This is a genomic window from Shouchella oshimensis, assembly GCF_004375095.1.
GTDB lineage: Bacteria > Bacillota > Bacilli > Bacillales > Bacillaceae_D > Shouchella > Shouchella oshimensis.
The window spans coordinates 257,734-274,548 of sequence record NZ_SNUX01000001.1; the positions used below are offsets into that span (position 1 = coordinate 257,734).

Here is a 16,815-nt window from a genome sequence, read left to right on the forward strand (position 1 = left end):
AGGCGCAAATGCGCCTTTTTTATGCTGTCACGTTTTCTCTTGCCTGTAATAAATACATTTTATGATACAAGCCTTGGCGTTTTAATAGTTGTTCATGATTGCCTCGTTCAACAATCTCTCCTTGATGCAGCACAAGAATTTGATCGGCGTGTTTAATCGTTGATAGGCGGTGCGCGATGGCAATCGTCGTTCGATTTCGCTGCATTTTTTCTAACGCTTGCTGAATCGATTCCTCTGTTTCTGTATCAACACTTGCTGTTGCTTCATCAAGCACTAAAATAGCCGGGTCAGCCAGCATCGTTCGCGCAAAAGAAAGCAGCTGTTTTTCTCCACTAGAAAACGTTGCGCCACGCTCGGTTACTTTTGCATCGTAACCGTGTTCAAGATTCTGAATAAACGTATCTGCGCCAACAAAAGCACATGCCGCCTCTATTTCTCCTCGCTCGTATCCATCTCTACCTAATGTGACATTGCTAGCGACTGTTCCGCTATACAAAAAGGAATCTTGCAGCACAAGGCCCACTTTAGACCGAAACTCTTCTTCACTAAAAACTTGTAAAGGTTTACCATCGATGGTTATCGTACCTTTCGTAAGTGGATAAAACCGTAGTAAAAGGTTAATGATGGAGCTTTTCCCACTTCCAGTATGACCGACTAATGCAACGGTCTGCCCTTTTTCCGCTTTGAACGAAATATTAGTTAACACTTGGGTAGAACCATCATAAGAAAAGGTAACATTGTTAAACTCAATCGTTCCTTTTTCAATTGTTGGCGTTTCTGTTCCCGTTTTTGTCGGAGCGTACTCACGCTGATCCATTAAGCGAAAAACACGACCTGCTGACACAATGGCTTGTTGAAAAATGGATAAGCGTTGCATAATTTGATTAACTGGTTCGAAAAAGCGATCAAGATAATTAATAAACGCATACAGCACACCAAGCTCAACCGGACCAATAAATGATTGAAAACCAAAATAAATAAGTACAATTGAAATAGCAATTAAACTAAGAATATCGACAATTGGACGCAGCAAAAGGGCATCTGCTTTCATCGCTTTCATTCCCGCTTGATAATGCTCATCATTCGTTCGTCCAAACTCTTTGCGCATTCGCTTTTCTTGGCGGAACACTTGAATAATCGCCATACCTTGAACGGACTCACTCATTTTCGCATTAATTTCACTCACTTTTGCGCTAACATGCTCATAAAAGCGAGAACTAATAGACCGATATAAACGAATGACAACTAAAAGCAAAGGTAAAAAGATTAAACAATAAAGAGCCAAGGTTGCATTTAAGTAAAACATAGCAACAAATGTCCCAATCATAAACATTCCGTTTTGAACAAATACCGCTAACACGCTAACGTAAAGCTCTTTTATAGACTCGGTGTCGTTCGTAATCCTCGAAACAAGACCACCTCCAGGCATTCGATCAAAGAACGATAACCCGAGCTTTTGAACATTTTTAAATACATCAACACGTAACGCTTGCACAATTCGCAAAGCAATCTTTTGAAATAAAATACTTTGGACATATTGGCAAATAACCGCAAGAACAAGTAAGCCAATATAAAATGACGCAAGCATCACAAGAACGTCTGTCGGAAATGCTTGAGGGGTTAAATAGTCATCAATAAAGCGTGCAATCAAAATAGGTTGCAACAATTCCGCTCCTGCAGCTAGAAGCATTATAAAGAAAGCAAGCAGCAGTTTCTTAAAATGAACCTTGGCATAACCGAGCAAGCGTATAAAAATCGCGCGTTGCTCTTTTCCAGTTAATATCTCATCGGTATGTTTCATGATGAACCTCCCTGCTCCACGATCGTCTCAAGCTGCTGACGCTCATACATCTCTTTGTACCATCCGCCTTGGGCCATTAATTCTACATGAGTCCCTGCCTGAGCGATCGTCCCCTCTTCCATCACTAAAATGAGTGAAGCATGGCTAACAGCGCTTAATCGGTGAGCACTCATAATAAGAGTTTGCTCGGTTTTTGTTTCTCGAAGGGCTCCTAAAATTTGCTCTTCTGTTTTCGCATCTACAGCAGATAAGGAGTCATCTAAAATGAGTATGGCGGGATTGCTCAGTATCGCACGAGCAATCGAAATTCGCTGCTTTTGACCACCTGAGAGCGTTACACCTCGTTCTCCAACAACTGTGTCGTACCCATTCGGGAAACGACGTATGTCATCGTGAATACTTGCAAGTTGGCAGGCTCGAATAATGTCTTGTATCGAGGCATCAGGCTTTGCAAATGCAACATTCTCCCCTATTGTCGCCGAAAAAAGAAAGTGTTCTTGTGGTACTATACCAAATGCCGCTTTCACACGTTCTCGTTTAAACTGGTCAATGGGTACGGAATCTAAACGTATAGTCCCCTTCGTCACATCCATCTCCCGCTGTAAAAGGGAAAGTAAGGTTGTTTTACCACTGCCGGTTTTCCCAACAATGCCAAGTGTTTCACCTTTCTTCAAGGAGAAGTGTACATTTCTTAACACGGATGGTCCATCTTCAGAATAACAAAACGTATCAATAGCAACATCTAAATCGCCTACAATCGGTGCTTCAACTGCATCATCGACTTCTTTAAGCTCTGACTCTTCTTGCAATACTTCACGAATTCGATCATAAGACGCTCTTCCTCGTTCAATGACGTTAAAAAACATTCCTAACGCAAGCATCGGCCAAATCAACAAGCCAAGATAAACGACAAATGACGTTAATTCTCCAATAGTCATCTCACCTGATACGACAAACCCTGCTCCAAAACCTATCGCTAGCAAATAACAGGTTCCAATAACTGCGCTAATGGTCGGATCAAACAATGCATCTATTTTCGCTACTTTTACATTCTCGTCTACAACTAGCGCCGATTGCTGGCGAAAGCGGCGATTTTCTTCTTCTTCTTGTCCGAATGCTTTTGTTACTTTCATTCCACTAATATTTTCTTGAACCGTATCATTTAATACACTAAATGCGGCTTGTGCACTGCCAAAGCGTTTATGTAAGAGCGATCCATAATAGCTCGTTAAAATCGCCATTAACGGAAGTGGTAATAATGTTATGACTGTTAGCTGCCAATTAAGGGTCAACGCCATCGTCGCAACAACCATTCCTCCAAGTAGGAGGGCGTCAACAATTGTGAGCACGCCTTCCCCGGCAGTTGCTTGAACAGCCCGTACATCATTTGTGGAAATTGCCATTAGATTCCCAGTAGTGCGCTTTTGATAAAATGATTTCGGCATGTTTGTGAAATGATGATACAGATCATTTCGGATTTGTCTTGCCAACTTAAAAGCCGCACCAAAGATGAGCACTCGCCACAAAAAACGGAGAATGTATAACAGCACACCAATCCCCATAATAAGTCCAATGTATCGAAATAATGCCGACTGCGTAAGTGTATCAGTATCAATAAAATCGACAACTTCCCCAATCACTCGTGGAGGAATTAACGACAAAAATGAAACGAGTGCTAAAACCAGCGTCCCAAATACATACGCTTTCCAATGTTTCTTGAAAAACCAGCTTAAATCTAAAAAAACACGCATAGCCTTCCCCCATTACTCTTGTTGTCTAACTCTTTTTCAAAAAAATGAATTAATAATTGTTAGTTGCTCGTCTCAAAAAGATACCACATTTCTATTCAATAGTGTACAGCCGTTTAGAGCAGATTTAAACAATCTACAATCCTATTACGAACCTGTTTACATACAACAAAAATCACTTTATCCACGACGCTACGGTCCCTACGATAAAGTGATTTCTTCCGTTTCATGATTATCAGAGGATTTCTTACTTCCCCTGTTGCTTTTGCATAGCCTTCATCATTTGAGTGATTTTCTTTTGTGATGGATTTTGTCCCATTTGTTGCATCATCACCCGTAACATTTGCTCATTAATCGGTGGGTTCTTTTTCAAGTAAGACATCATGGTTTTACGAGCAATAAAAAAGCCAATTGCTATACCTGCTAGAACCGCTACAGTATACCCTATAATATGCCAGATCAATGTTAAACCTCCTTCTCACACGTTCTACTTCTATTGAACCTTATCTATTATACACGAGCAGGCATCGATTTTAAAGCACTTAAAAAAGCATGCTTAGAGCACGCTTTGTTTTTCATATGGTTTCAGCCAGCCAAACCGTCGATCGTTTACATTTACTGCAAAAAAGAAGCCATTTACTTCCCTTAACAGATCAAACACATCGGTCTCCGCCTGTAAATCTCCCTCTGCTTGCAGACAAATTTTCTTTGCATCTAGCATAAGCGCGCACTGATTTTTTGGATTTCCATCAGAAGCTGCAACAAAGCGATTTGCATCTTCTTCTTTATAACGAGATAAAAAGATTTGTTTAATTTCTTCTTCCGGCATCGATGTTGTTATATAGTTGATTTGGCGATCATAAATCGGCTGGGTATGCTTACGCGCTTGTTCTCGTTCTTCGAATAACTGAAATAATTTCATTTCTTTACCAAGATAAGAGGATGCTACATCTTCTGTGACATTGAATAATTCATAGTATCTCATCTCTTCTCTCCTTCAGCAGAATGAAAATTTCGAATCTATCTTCATTATACTTATTTTTCAAAAAGATGCTGTCTATTTGTCGTGAAGAACCTCACTAGTTTTGTCGAATACCGTATGAAAAACACCTATTGTGCTCGTCTCTATTGTTCTTTTTAAAAAAGCCTATGATTCACTAATCTAGTCAATCATAGGCTGCGTTTTTTATGAAAGCAATGCTTTTACTTTGCTTACTACATTTTCAACAGTAAAACCGTACTCGGCAATAATTTCATCGCCAGCACCAGAAGCACCAAAAGTATCAATGGTGAGAGTATCTCCTTCATCACCGATGTACTTTGCCCATCCTAGGGATGCCCCCATCTCAATAGCGAGACGTGCTTTAACGTGTTTTGGAATCACTGCATCTTTATATTCTTTCGGCTGAGCTTCAAAACGATCCCAGCTAGGCAAACTTACAACAGAAACATCAATGTTTTCTTGTGCAAGTGCTGCTTTCGCTTTCATTGCAAGTTGTACTTCAGACCCTGTTGCCAATAAAATGGCATCTGGTTCACCGTTAGCTTCTGAAAGTACGTATCCACCTTTTTTCACACCTTCATATGCCTTCGTTGTTGTTTCTTCTTGTGTATCAACATTTTGACGGCTTAATACGAGTACAGTTGGCTCTTTCTGAGACTCTAGCGCAAGTTTCCATGCTGCTGCAGTTTCATTTCCATCTCCAGGACGAACAACAGATAAACCTGGCATTGCTCGTAAAGCAGCTAACTGTTCAACAGGCTCGTGGGTTGGACCATCTTCACCAACAGCGATGCTATCATGAGTTAATACGTACGTTACCGGAACACCCATGAGAGCGGATAGACGAATGGCGGGACGAACATAATCAGAGAAAACAAAGAATGTACCACCGAATACTTTTAGACCACCGTGGAGCGCCATTCCATTCAATGCACACCCCATTGCAAACTCACGAACACCGAACCAAATGTTGCGTCCTGCATAATTGTCTCTACCAAAATTACTTTCGTTCGTTAAGGTTGTCTTATTTGAACCAGCTAAATCAGCCGATCCACCAAATAGTTCAGGCACATGAGCCGCTAACGCATTTAACGCTTCTCCAGAAGAAGCACGTGTAGCCAAGCTTTTTCCTGCTTCATAAGTCGGCAACGCTTGATCAAATCCCTCTGGTAAATCTCCTGCAAAGGCACGCTCATATTGTGCTGCGAGCTCCGGATTTTCTGCTTTATAGGCAGCGAATAATTCATTCCACTCATCTTCATGCTTTTGTCCTTGCTCTTTAACAGACGTAAAGTATTCACTTACTTCTTCAGGAATATGAAAATCTTCCTCATATGTCCATTTGTACGCTTCTTTTGTAAGAGCCACTTCATCTGACCCTAATGGTGAACCATGAGAAGCTGATTTCGCTGATTTGTTAGGTGAACCAAACCCGATAACTGTTTTCACTTCAATTAATGTTGGACGATCAGATGTTTTTGCTTCTTTAATCGCTTTATTAATTTCTACTAAATCCATGCCATCCTTTACGTAAATCACATTCCAGCCATAAGCCTTGAATCGATCTTCCACACTTTCAGAAAATGACTCATGAAGATCTCCATCAAGTGAGATATCATTTGAATCGTACAGTACAACAAGACGATTTAACTTTAAGTGACCAGCTAATGACGCCGCTTCTGCTGATACCCCTTCCATTAAATCCCCATCGCCACAAATAGCGTACGTATAATGATCCACAATCTCATGATTTGCCGTATTATATGTTGCTGCTAAATGACGCTCTGCCATTGCCATCCCAACAGCCATGGCAATGCCTTGACCGAGGGGCCCCGTCGTAGCTTCTACACCTGGTGTATGACCGTATTCAGGGTGTCCTGGTGTACGGCTTCCTAACTGACGAAACGATTTTAAATCATCAAGTGTTACATCATAACCTGTTAAATGTAATAGGCTATATAAAAGCATGGAACCGTGTCCAGCTGACAAAACAAAACGATCGCGGTTTGTCCAGTTTGGATTCGCTGGATTGTGATTCATGTGGTTCGCCCACAAATCCAACGCCATAGGAGCTGCGCCCATAGGCATACCTGGGTGACCAGAATTGGCTTTCTCAATACTATCAATGGAAAGTGTTCGAATCGTATTTACCGCTAATTCTTCAATATTTTTATTCATATGTAACACCCTTTCATTCTTCTTACGTCTCCATCATAAACAAAATAAAAAAAATGTACAAGCCTGACAGAAGCTTGTACATTAATGAAGTCGAGTTTGCTTTTGTGCTTTACTGTCTTTTAGCTTTTGTGGCGTTACGTCGCTACCCTTTTCGTCTACGACTTTTACAGAATGAAGCTGATTTTTAAACGCTGAACGAAATGTACTTAAATACTCTTTACGTAAAGCTTGTTGTTCTTCTTTTTGGGCTTTCGTTAAGCCGGTTGTTTTCGCCAAGTGAGAAAGCTCATTTATACGGTTTAGCTTCGTTTTTGGTAACAATGACAATCACCTATCCTTTTGTTGCCATCATAGCATCTTCAATGCTTTAGTTCAAATGATCGGTTTCTGCTTGTATATGCTGTTGAAACCGCCGGTGTACAGTCGCTTTTGAGCAATCATACCCTAACCCTTTTAAGGTTAAGGCAATTTCATGGAACGTTAATTTTTTATCTCGCAGACGAATAATTTCATCTATTGGAAGGTCTTTCTTGCTTCGGCCTCCAGGACTACCACCACTCAAGTTCCGTTCTGGTCGATAGCCATTTTTAACAGCCACCTTCATGCCTCGCTTAATTTTCAAATTATGTAGTTTTCGCTGATACTCTTCAACAATAGCTACAATTTCGAACACCATCTCATCTGCTTCAGACAGATGGATAGTACCTTGATCATGGCACGTGTATACAGTAATACCATACTTTTTTAATTGATATAAAATAGCTGTTTTTGCTCTTCCTCTACCAATTCTCGTATCATCGGTTACGACTAAATGGGTAAAAGATCCGTTTTTTGCTTGATCTAAAATAAGAAGTAGTTGGTCTCGATCTAAGTCGTAGCCGCTCGCTACATCATGGTAACACTCGTTTACCTCTAATTGATGTTGCCGAGCCATTTCATAAAGTTCCTCTTCCTGTCGCGCTAAAGAAGACTGCTGTTGATCTTTTTCTGTACTTACACGACAATATAAAATGGCTTTCTTCCCTTTCATACTGCTGCTCCCCTTTTACTCAAACGAATACCCCTCATAATCATATAAAACTTCTGGACTCTCTAGTTGATCATGGTGGTCTTCACCTTGTTCTCTATTATCTCGATCTATATCAAAAGATAGCAAACTACTGAACATAAATAAAATAGTCATAACCCCTGCAATAATAATACCTTTTTCTTGATTATTCTTCACTATAAGATCACCCGTTCGTAAGAATATTTGTTCTTACATGAGAATAACTCGAACTATTGTTCGTGTCAACCCTTTTTAGAACTTATGTTTGCGTTCGTATGTTCGATGTGCTACAGTAAGGATACGAATACATAGAAAAAGCGGGTGATGAGGAGTGTCTAAATTATCTACTAGACAAGAAGAAATACTATTATTTATTAAAGACGAAGTGAAAAAGAAAGGCTATCCACCTTCCGTTCGTGAAATTGGAGAAGCAGTTGGATTAGCATCAAGCTCTACTGTACATGGCCACCTTGCACGACTTGAAAAGAAAGGCTACATTCGCCGTGATCCAACAAAGCCAAGAGCAATCGAAGTTCTTTCCCTTGAAGCAGCAGCAGATGAAGCGGTAATTATTCGTGAGAAAACCCGCTACATTCCTGTTATGGGGAAAGTCACCGCCGGTAGTCCAATTACGGCAATTGAGAATGTGGAGGACTATATTCCACTTCCAGATCATATGGCTGGTCATGAACAAGTGTATGCGCTTGTTATTCAAGGGGAAAGTATGATTGAAGCTGGCATTCTGGATGGGGACCAAGTATATGTGAAACAAACGCAAACAGCAGATAATGGTGATATTATAGTAGCCATGACTGACGAACATGAAGCGACTGTTAAACGATTTTTCCGTGAGAAAAACTACATTCGCTTACAACCAGAAAATTCAACAATGGACCCAATCATCTTGGACAACTGTACGATTCTTGGAAAAGTCATTGGTGTATTTCGCACCATCCAATAAGAAAAGCACTGGGAGGTCCCAGTGCTTTTTTACTGTTCATTTACCGACTCTTTTCCTTGCTCTTCTTTCTTCTTTTCCTGTGCTAACAACCATTTCAGTACCGCAGCTGTTAGCAAAAATAACACGCCTGCGCTAATAAAGACATAGGATATACCAAAACTAGCTGCGAGTAATCCTCCTGATACTGGACCTAACACATTCCCTAAAAAACGAAAGCTTTGATTATAACCGAGCACTTCCCCTTGCATGGAGATTGGACACGCTTGACGAATAAATGCGGTTGTACAAGGAATTAAGCCACCCACTGCTAATCCGAAAATAAATCGTAATACAATTAACTGCCACAAAGAATCCACAAAGCCTTGAGGGATAAAAAAGAGGCCTGACAAAATTAAAAGTAAAAGCATGACTTTTTCATGGCCAATACGATCCCCTAGTTGTCCCCACTTTCTTGTCGATAGTAAATTACCGAGCCCTGTAATCGAAAAAGCCACTCCTGCTAAAAAGGCCATATTTTCTGTTGAACTGGTCAAATCATTTACAAATAAAGCAAGTAATGGTTGAATGCTAAACAACGCCATCTGGATAATGAGCGCAACGACCATTACCATGAGAAGGATCGGGGACCCCACGATAAACTGGATCACTTCTCTCGCAGAATACCGCTTTTTCTTTTCTCCTTTTTCTTCATAAATCACTTCTTTGACACCGAAAACGACTAAAAACGAAGCTAAAGTCAAGATTAAAGCCGTCAAAATAAAGGTTAGCTCCATACCAACAGTGTCTGCAATTAGCCCGCCAAAAAGTGGTCCTAGTAAACCTCCTGACACAGTTCCGGTTTGCAACGTTCCAAGAGTCTCTCCAGCTGTACGTTTACTACTTTGAGCGGCAATTAACGCCATAGAAGCAGGAATAAAGCCTGTTGCTAAGCCCATAAAGGCGCGCAAAACAAACAACGCTTCAACAGAATTCACATAGCCCATTAAAAAGACAGAAATGGCAATGCCGAATCCTGTTCCAATTAATACTTTCTTTCGTCCATATCGATCGCCAATTCTACCCCATATCGGTGCAACAAGAAACGCTACTAAAAAAGAAACACCGAACACGAAACCCGACCATCTTTGTACATCTTCACCTGAATATTGTCCGAACGATTCAATGTACAAGGATAAAAAAGGGATGACCATCGTCATGCTTGCACCAACAAACAGGTTGGCAAACCACATAATAAGTAAGTTACGCTTTTCTGCTTTTATACCGATCACCTTCGTTACATAAGGATCTTCCTTATTATTTCGCAACTCTAAATATATGCGAAAAAAAAACAGCCGTCAAACCTCTTTTACGGGCTAAATCCGTAAAAAAAGGATTAAAACAGCTACTTTCCTTCCTCTTTATTCTTTTTTCACACATCTTGAAAAAAGACATAACTTATTAGTAACCACTACATAGGAGGCGAATGGAATGGATCTCTCAGATGAAATGGTGTTACTCATTACCATTCTTGTGCTGTTTATCTTATTAATTATTGTTGGCATTATTTTGTTTTACCTATAGTTAGCGTTCAACTACTTTAAAGGCGTCATTGAACAAGTCATTTTAAAACAAGGATAAGGTTCGATACCGAATTTCAACAAGGTTTGTGACACTTAAGCCAAGCAGTCGTACTTGACGATCCACCGTTCCATAAGAAAGCCATAGTTCTTGTGCATACCTGTATAGATCATCCCATTTATGAACGTAATCAGGCAAGCTAATACGTCGTGTAATCGTATCAAATGAACGATAGCGAATTTTAATAACGATGGTTTTTCCTTGTTTCTTTACGCGCTCAAGAGAGGATTGTACTTCTTCAGCAAGCACACGTAACTTTAACAAGACGTCTTCATCTGTCATTAAAGGTTGAGAATACGTATGTTCCTTCCCTACTGATTTACGATCCCGGTGTACTTTTAACCGATTATGATCAATTCCCCTTGCACGCTTATAATATGAAAGACCTGCTTTACCAAAGTGATGAACAAGATCAAGTTGGGATAACTGATACAAGTCATTTCCTGTATAAATGTGCAAACCATGCATTTTTGCAGCTGTTTTCGGACCAATTCCAGGAAATTTTTCAACTGGCAATTCTTTTATAAACGCTTGTGCTCGATCAGGTGGGATAACCGTTAACCCAGCCGGTTTCTTTATATCGGAAGCGATCTTAGCAAGAAATTTATTATAAGAAACACCAGCAGAACTTGTCAGACCGGTCTTTTCCCAAATCTCGCGTTGAATATGCCGAGCTAACTTACTTGCGCTTACCTCTCCTAAACGATTTGTTGTTACATCTAAATACGCTTCATCAATTGACATCGGCTCTACTAAATCGGTGTATGCAAGCATAACCTCACGAACGCGCAAAGACGCCACTTGATATGCTTTATAATTGCCCGATATAAAAATCCCCTCTGGACAGCGCTTGTACGCTTCATAAGCGCTCATGGCTGAATGAATGCCGTACTTCCTAGCTTCATAATTTGCTGTGGAAACGATGCCTTTTCCTCCTGTTTTTCTTGGGTGCTTTGCAATGATAACAGGTTTTCCTTTTAAAGACGGGTTATCCCGTTCCTCTACAGATGAAAAAAAAGCATCCATATCAATGTGAATGATTTTTCGTGACGTATCCCGATATGGCTCAGGCAACTTAAAATTTTCATTTGCCATAACAAACCCGCCTCTTTCATTTGTTCTCGTACCTACTATTATAGGCGAACATATGATCGAAGTCAACGAAGTGCCTTCTTCCATATATAGTAAAAAACCCTCAACACAAGATGTGTTAAGGGCTTCCTCTTTTAGTAGTTCTGCATGAACTGTTCTCTTTCCCACGGATGGACTTGGGTACGGAACATATCCCACTCAATTTCTTTCGCTTCAATAAAGTGTTCAACTGCATGCTCACCTAGTGCTTGAACGAGGGTCTCGTCTTTTACTAAGCTCTCAAGCGCTTCGCCTAGTGAAGCCGGCAATGCTTTAATGCCTTCTTCTACACGCTCTTCTTTGCTCATTACATAAATGTTTCGATCCGTCGCTTCTGGAGGCGTCATTTTACGCTTGATACCATCTAAACCAGACGCTAACATAACAGCCATCGCTAAATACGGGTTAGCAGATGGGTCTGGACTACGTACTTCAATACGTGTTGATACACCGCGTGAAGACGGAATTCGAATAAGTGGCGAACGATTACGCATTGACCAAGCAATATAAACAGGTGCTTCGTAGCCTGGTACTAGACGCTTGTACGAGTTAACGATTGGATTCGTAATGGCTGTAAACCCTTCAGCATGTTCCAAAATCCCACTTAAAAACTGCATAGCTGTTCTGCTTAACTGACTTTCAGTTTTCTCGTCATAGAACGCGTTGCCCTCTTTCGTAAAGAGCGACATGTTTAAATGCATTCCAGAGCCGTTAACACCAAACAACGGTTTCGGCATAAATGTTGCGTGAAGACCATGCTTACGAGCAATGGTTTTAACGACAAGCTTAAACGTCTGAATGTTGTCGCATGCTGTAATCGCATCGGCGTATTTAAAATCAATTTCGTGCTGACCAGGCGCAACCTCATGGTGAGAGGCTTCAATATCAAAGCCCATGTCTTCTAGTTCTAATACGATGTCACGACGACAGTTTTCACCAAGATCAGTTGGTGCTAAGTCAAAGTAGCCACCTTTATCATTTAACTCAAGCGTCGGCTCGCCTTTTTCGTCATTTTTAAATAAGAAGAACTCCGGCTCTGGGCCAATGTTAAAACCTGTGAAGCCTAATTCTTCAGCTTGTTTTAACACCCGCTTAAGAATTCCACGTGGATCTCCATCAAATGGTGTTGGCTCTTCTCCTGGTTTACCTGGTTGATAAATATCGCAAATTAATCGTGCTACTTTCCCTTTTTCCGGTGTCCATGGGAAGATGACCCACGTATCTAAATCCGGGTAAAGGTACATATCTGATTCTTCAATTCTTACAAATCCCTCGATAGAAGATCCATCAAACATCATCTTGTTATCCAGCGCTTTTGAAAGCTGGTCCACTGGAATTTCTACGTTTTTAATCGTTCCTAGTAAGTCTGTAAATTGTAGACGAATAAAGCGTACATTTTCGTCTTGTGCAATGCGAACAATGTCTTCTCTTGAATAATTTGGCAACGCATTTGCTCCTCTCACTCTGTTTTTATATGTAGAAAAGGACATAAACTCCTTTTTACATGACTTTTAAACGATAAGCTATGTACGTATCGTACTAAAGGCTTTTTTGTTCGTCAAGAAAAGTCCTTATTTCCTGTCTTCCTTTTCCCAGTGGTTGCTAAACGTCTTTTCTACTGCTTTCGTAACAGCAAGCTTTACATGTTCATAGGTTAAGCCACCTTGAACATAAGCAGTAAATGGCGGTCGCAGTGGACCATCAGCGGTTAATTCGATACTTGCACCTTGAACAAATGTACCTGCCGCCATAATCACATCATCTTCATAACCTGGCATATAGCTCGGTGTTGGTGTGACGTGGGCATTCACAGGAGATGTGTGCTGAATGGACTGACAAAAGGCAACCATTTGCTCAGCTGTATCAAAATAGACCGCTTGAATTAAATCTGTGCGTGTTTCACTCCAACGAGGTGATGTCTTCATCCCTACGTCCTCTAATAAAGCAGCTGTAAAATGAGCACCTTTCACGCTTTGGGCGACCACGTGTGGGGCTAAAAAGAAGCCTTGATACATGTCTGTAAGTGTCCCAAGTGTCGCCCCTCCTTCAGCACCAATGCCCGGTGCAGCTAAACGATAGGAGGCTAACTCTACAAAATTCTGCTTCCCAACAATGTACCCACCAGATTTAGCGATGCCGCCACCTGGATTTTTAATTAACGAACCTGCCATTAGATCAGCACCAACGTGACAAGGCTCTTTTGTTTCAACAAACTCTCCATAACAATTATCTACAAACACGATCACATCTTCTTTTATTGACTTTACGTAAGCGATAATATCTGCTAGTTCAGCAATCGTAAAGGAGGGACGATCTCCATACCCTCGTGAACGCTGAATTCCTATTACTTTCGTCTGTGCATGAATCGCGTTTCGAATAGCTTGCTTGTCCATTTTACCGTTCATAAGATCAACTTTGTTGTAGCCAATTGAATAATCACGCAGCGAGCCCTTACCATTTCCTCGAATACCGACAATTTCCTCGAGGGTATCATAAGGCGTTCCGCTAATGTATAGCAATTCATCTCCAGGACGTAATAGACCAAAAAGCGCTACAGCTATGGCGTGTGTACCAGAAACAAGCTGATGGCGGACTAAACTCGCTTCTCCTCCAAACACATCTGCATAAATTGCTTCTAACGTCTCTCGCCCTGCATCATCATATCCATAACCTGTTGAAGGAGTGAAATGAAAATCGGCGACTTGATGGGTCGCAAAACTTTCCATCACTCGGTTCTGATTAACTAGAGCAACGTCATCCACCTGTTCATGAATCGACTTTATTTTGTCTTCTGCTCGTTTGACAAGCGCACTAACTTCTTTTGAAAATAATGATTCCATACGTTGTGTCTCTCCTAATTAAATTCAATCCTCTTAAGCTTATCACGTCCTAAAAAAGAAAGAAATAAAATGGCGCAATGACACGCATCTTATTTCCTAAATGTGAAATCTTCTTTTCGTAATGTCTCAAGTTCTGCTTTTGTAAACTTATCTTCTTTTAACACCCGAACCGCTTGAAGACGAATGGCTTCTTCCACCAGATTCCTTATATAACGTCCGTTACTAAACGCATACGTTTCCTCTACTAGCACCGTTTTAATATGCTCACGACAGCGGTTCAATGCCTCTTTTTCAATCGTATAGTCTCGTTCTTTCGCCATTCCAATGAGCATTTCAATAAGTTCTTCTACCGAATAGTTAGGGAACGTAATTGAGATTGGAAAACGAGACGGCAAGCCTGGGTTTAAGGACAGAAAGAAATCCATTTCTTTAGAATAACCAGCTAATATAAGCACAAATTCATTTGCATGATTTTCCATTCCTCGAACGAGTGTATCAATCGCTTCTTTGCCAAAGTCTTTTTCCCCGCCTCTAGAAAGAGAGTACGCTTCATCAATGAAAAGAACACCTCCTTGAGCTTGCTTTAAGACATCCCTTGTTTTCTGCGCAGTGTGCCCAATATACTCACCAACAAGGTCAGCTCGCTCCATTTCAATAAAGTGCCCTTTTGAAAGAACATTCATTTCATGTAAAAAAGAAGCAATAAGCCGAGCAACCGTTGTCTTGCCAGTGCCGGGATTGCCTTTAAAAATCATGTGCAACACTTGTTTCGGTGATTTTAAGCCAACTTCCTTTCGTCGTTCACTAATGTAAATCCATGCGTACAGTTCTTTCACAAGCGCTTTTATCTCTTTTAAGCCGATATAGTTTGCAAGTTTCTGTTCAAATCGAACGAGAACTTCATGCTTTTCTTTTTCGTCAACTGACACAAACCAATCTGTGCTCGCACGCTTTTCAGGAGATTTATTTAACACGACGTTAATCCGCGCATTATTCTTCATTTGATGATTTGACATGGCTAGTAAGACCTCCCTTGAAACCTTATCACTCCTACTACTATACGTGTAAGAAGACAATGCGTGATAAACACCCAAACGATGCATCCTCTTCTTTATCTTATGGCTACAGCAGAAAAACCATGCCTCTAATCCTTCCCATAGACATTTACACGATCTTTGTTAAAATTTAAAGAAAAGGGGGAGTTGGATGGATCTATTGTCGTGGAAAAACGTGTTTTTAGATCAACTTGCTCTAAAAGGGAGAAAACAGGCTACGATTCGTCGCTATGACTATGATTTGCTTGATTTCTTTCAATGGTTAGAAGAAAAGCCATTTCATACGTTAACAACAGAAGAAGTGGAAGCGTTCTATCATCACTTGCTGATGTCACGTCAATATAAAGTACGCACAATCCGCCGAATCTCTTCTGTACTTCGTCGCTTTGCGCTGTTTTTACTTGAAGAAGGCTTCTTACAAGATCACCCGTTACTTCATCACGAACCACCATTATTAAACCTTGAACCATTAAATAGGAATGAGTGGATTAGTCAAAAGGAAACATCCATTCTGCTTAAAACAAGCCATTCAGAACGAGGGTTAACAGAGAACCAACGGATAGCTCGACCACAATTAACAGAACGAAATTATACCATTTTGCTGCTTTTAACGAATTATGGCATCACATTAAGTGAAGCATGTGCGCTAACAATGAGGGATACATCTTTTATTCAACAAACCATTATTGTGGGTTTAGATGCATCCAAACGAACACTAACGTTAGAGGATGACCACGCTAAACAACTTTATGTTTATTGGAGTAGCATGCCAGAACCTGTTCGCCCTCGCATGCATACAGATGACTCATTCTTTGTTGCATTTGATTTTACAAGGCGAACCTATCACTGGTCTTATGAAAACGATCGCCCTAAAGCGTTAACTGCCATTGCCCTTCAAAAAATGATTCGCACAGAAGTTGCACGTGCCCATTTACGGAAAGGCATTTCTGCACAGCATTTTCGTAATTCGTATTTACTGCGATCATTGCTCCACTCTGGGCATGATCATCAGCTACAGCGTAAACTCGGATTAAAAAGCCCGTTGTCTCTTCGCCGTTATGTACTGACAGTTTCCCGATTAACGACAAAAGAAAAGGCGCTTTTACTTCCAAATCAATAAAAAAGATCTCTTGAACCATGGTTCAGAGATCTTTTTTATTCTTTTATACGTCCGTTTCACTTTTTAATTGGACATTTTTTTGCGGTGCAAATGTTGAAATGGCATGCTTATATACAAGCTGCTGCTTTCCTTCTGTTTCAATAATGACTGTAAAGTTGTCAAATCCCTTTATTGTGCCACGAAGCTGAAACCCATTTAATAAAAACATCGTGACTGGAATCGATTCCTTTCTTAATTGATTTAAAAATTGATCTTGAATGTTCACCGTTGACTTCATAACGATAGCCCCTCTCTCTCTATATGTTTCTATCTT

The 16,815-nt window shown here is 40.6% G+C and carries 16 protein-coding genes; 2 read left to right on the forward strand and 14 right to left on the reverse strand.

Going from position 1 to position 16,815, the window contains the following annotated elements; genetic code table 11:
- Positions 1-19: 19 nt before the first annotated feature.
- The 8 genes from E2L03_RS01335 to E2L03_RS01370 form a co-directional block, all read right to left on the reverse strand.
- Positions 20-1,801, reverse strand: a complete 1,782-nt coding sequence (locus E2L03_RS01335) for an ABC transporter ATP-binding protein (protein ID WP_134258468.1) — start codon at positions 1,799-1,801, stop codon at positions 20-22.
- A complete protein-coding gene (locus tag E2L03_RS01340; protein WP_134258469.1) occupies positions 1,798-3,552 on the reverse strand; it encodes an ABC transporter transmembrane domain-containing protein in 1,755 nt (584 codons plus the stop codon). Before E2L03_RS01340 ends, E2L03_RS01335 begins: the two co-directional genes overlap by 4 nt.
- 244 nt (positions 3,553-3,796) lie before the next feature.
- On the reverse strand, positions 3,797-4,012 hold the full coding sequence (locus E2L03_RS01345; protein WP_035397205.1) for a YneF family protein: 216 nt from the start codon (positions 4,010-4,012) through the stop codon (positions 3,797-3,799).
- 93 nt (positions 4,013-4,105) lie between these two features.
- Positions 4,106-4,534 (reverse strand): sporulation inhibitor of replication protein SirA, encoded by a 429-nt coding sequence (gene sirA / locus E2L03_RS01350; RefSeq protein WP_038480534.1) that lies wholly within the window; start codon positions 4,532-4,534, stop codon positions 4,106-4,108.
- A 201-nt stretch (positions 4,535-4,735) separates the two neighbouring features.
- Positions 4,736-6,730 carry a transketolase gene (tkt, locus tag E2L03_RS01355; RefSeq protein ID WP_124742192.1) on the reverse strand — a complete coding sequence of 665 codons (1,995 nt, stop codon included), beginning with the start codon at positions 6,728-6,730 and terminating at the stop codon, positions 4,736-4,738.
- Positions 6,731-6,811: 81 nt separating this feature from the next.
- A complete protein-coding gene (locus tag E2L03_RS01360; protein WP_038480540.1) occupies positions 6,812-7,051 on the reverse strand; it encodes a DUF896 domain-containing protein in 240 nt (79 codons plus the stop codon).
- Positions 7,052-7,097: 46 nt separating this feature from the next.
- Positions 7,098-7,760, reverse strand: a complete 663-nt coding sequence (locus E2L03_RS01365) for a YneB family resolvase-like protein (protein ID WP_134258470.1) — start codon at positions 7,758-7,760, stop codon at positions 7,098-7,100.
- Between the two features lie 15 nt (positions 7,761-7,775).
- Positions 7,776-7,955, reverse strand: a complete 180-nt coding sequence (locus E2L03_RS01370; protein WP_055737588.1) for a hypothetical protein — start codon at positions 7,953-7,955, stop codon at positions 7,776-7,778.
- A gap of 154 nt (positions 7,956-8,109) precedes the next feature.
- On the opposite strand from E2L03_RS01370, the gene lexA reads away from it, so the two are divergent.
- Positions 8,110-8,739: a transcriptional repressor LexA gene (gene lexA / locus E2L03_RS01375; protein ID WP_038480548.1), complete on the forward strand. Its 630-nt coding sequence runs from the start codon at positions 8,110-8,112 to the stop codon at positions 8,737-8,739.
- Positions 8,740-8,768: 29 nt separating this feature from the next.
- On the opposite strand, the gene E2L03_RS01380 is transcribed toward lexA, so the two are convergent.
- The 5 genes from E2L03_RS01380 to spoVK form a co-directional block, all read right to left on the reverse strand.
- A complete protein-coding gene (locus E2L03_RS01380; protein ID WP_437183208.1) occupies positions 8,769-10,007 on the reverse strand; it encodes an MFS transporter in 1,239 nt (412 codons plus the stop codon).
- Positions 10,008-10,341: 334 nt separating this feature from the next.
- Positions 10,342-11,451, reverse strand: coding sequence for a DNA polymerase IV (dinB, locus tag E2L03_RS01385; protein WP_134258471.1), 1,110 nt, complete (start codon positions 11,449-11,451; stop codon positions 10,342-10,344).
- A gap of 131 nt (positions 11,452-11,582) precedes the next feature.
- Positions 11,583-12,950 (reverse strand): type I glutamate--ammonia ligase, encoded by a 1,368-nt coding sequence (gene glnA / locus E2L03_RS01390; RefSeq protein ID WP_437183209.1) that lies wholly within the window; start codon positions 12,948-12,950, stop codon positions 11,583-11,585.
- Between the two features lie 108 nt (positions 12,951-13,058).
- Positions 13,059-14,327, reverse strand: a complete 1,269-nt coding sequence (locus E2L03_RS01395) for a methionine gamma-lyase family protein (RefSeq protein ID WP_134258473.1) — start codon at positions 14,325-14,327, stop codon at positions 13,059-13,061.
- Positions 14,328-14,416: 89 nt separating this feature from the next.
- Positions 14,417-15,343, reverse strand: coding sequence for a stage V sporulation protein K (gene spoVK, locus E2L03_RS01400; protein ID WP_038480559.1), 927 nt, complete (start codon positions 15,341-15,343; stop codon positions 14,417-14,419).
- Between the two features lie 190 nt (positions 15,344-15,533).
- Here spoVK and E2L03_RS01405 point away from each other — a divergent pair, with 190 nt between their 5' ends.
- The gene (locus tag E2L03_RS01405) at positions 15,534-16,502 is read left to right on the forward strand and encodes a tyrosine-type recombinase/integrase (RefSeq protein WP_134258474.1); all 969 of its coding nucleotides are present in this window, start codon (positions 15,534-15,536) and stop codon (positions 16,500-16,502) included.
- Positions 16,503-16,545: 43 nt separating this feature from the next.
- Here the strand turns inward: E2L03_RS01405 and hfq are convergent, their stop codons facing one another.
- Positions 16,546-16,779 (reverse strand): RNA chaperone Hfq, encoded by a 234-nt coding sequence (gene hfq, locus E2L03_RS01410; RefSeq protein ID WP_035397294.1) that lies wholly within the window; start codon positions 16,777-16,779, stop codon positions 16,546-16,548.
- Between the last annotated feature and the right edge of the window lie 36 nt (positions 16,780-16,815).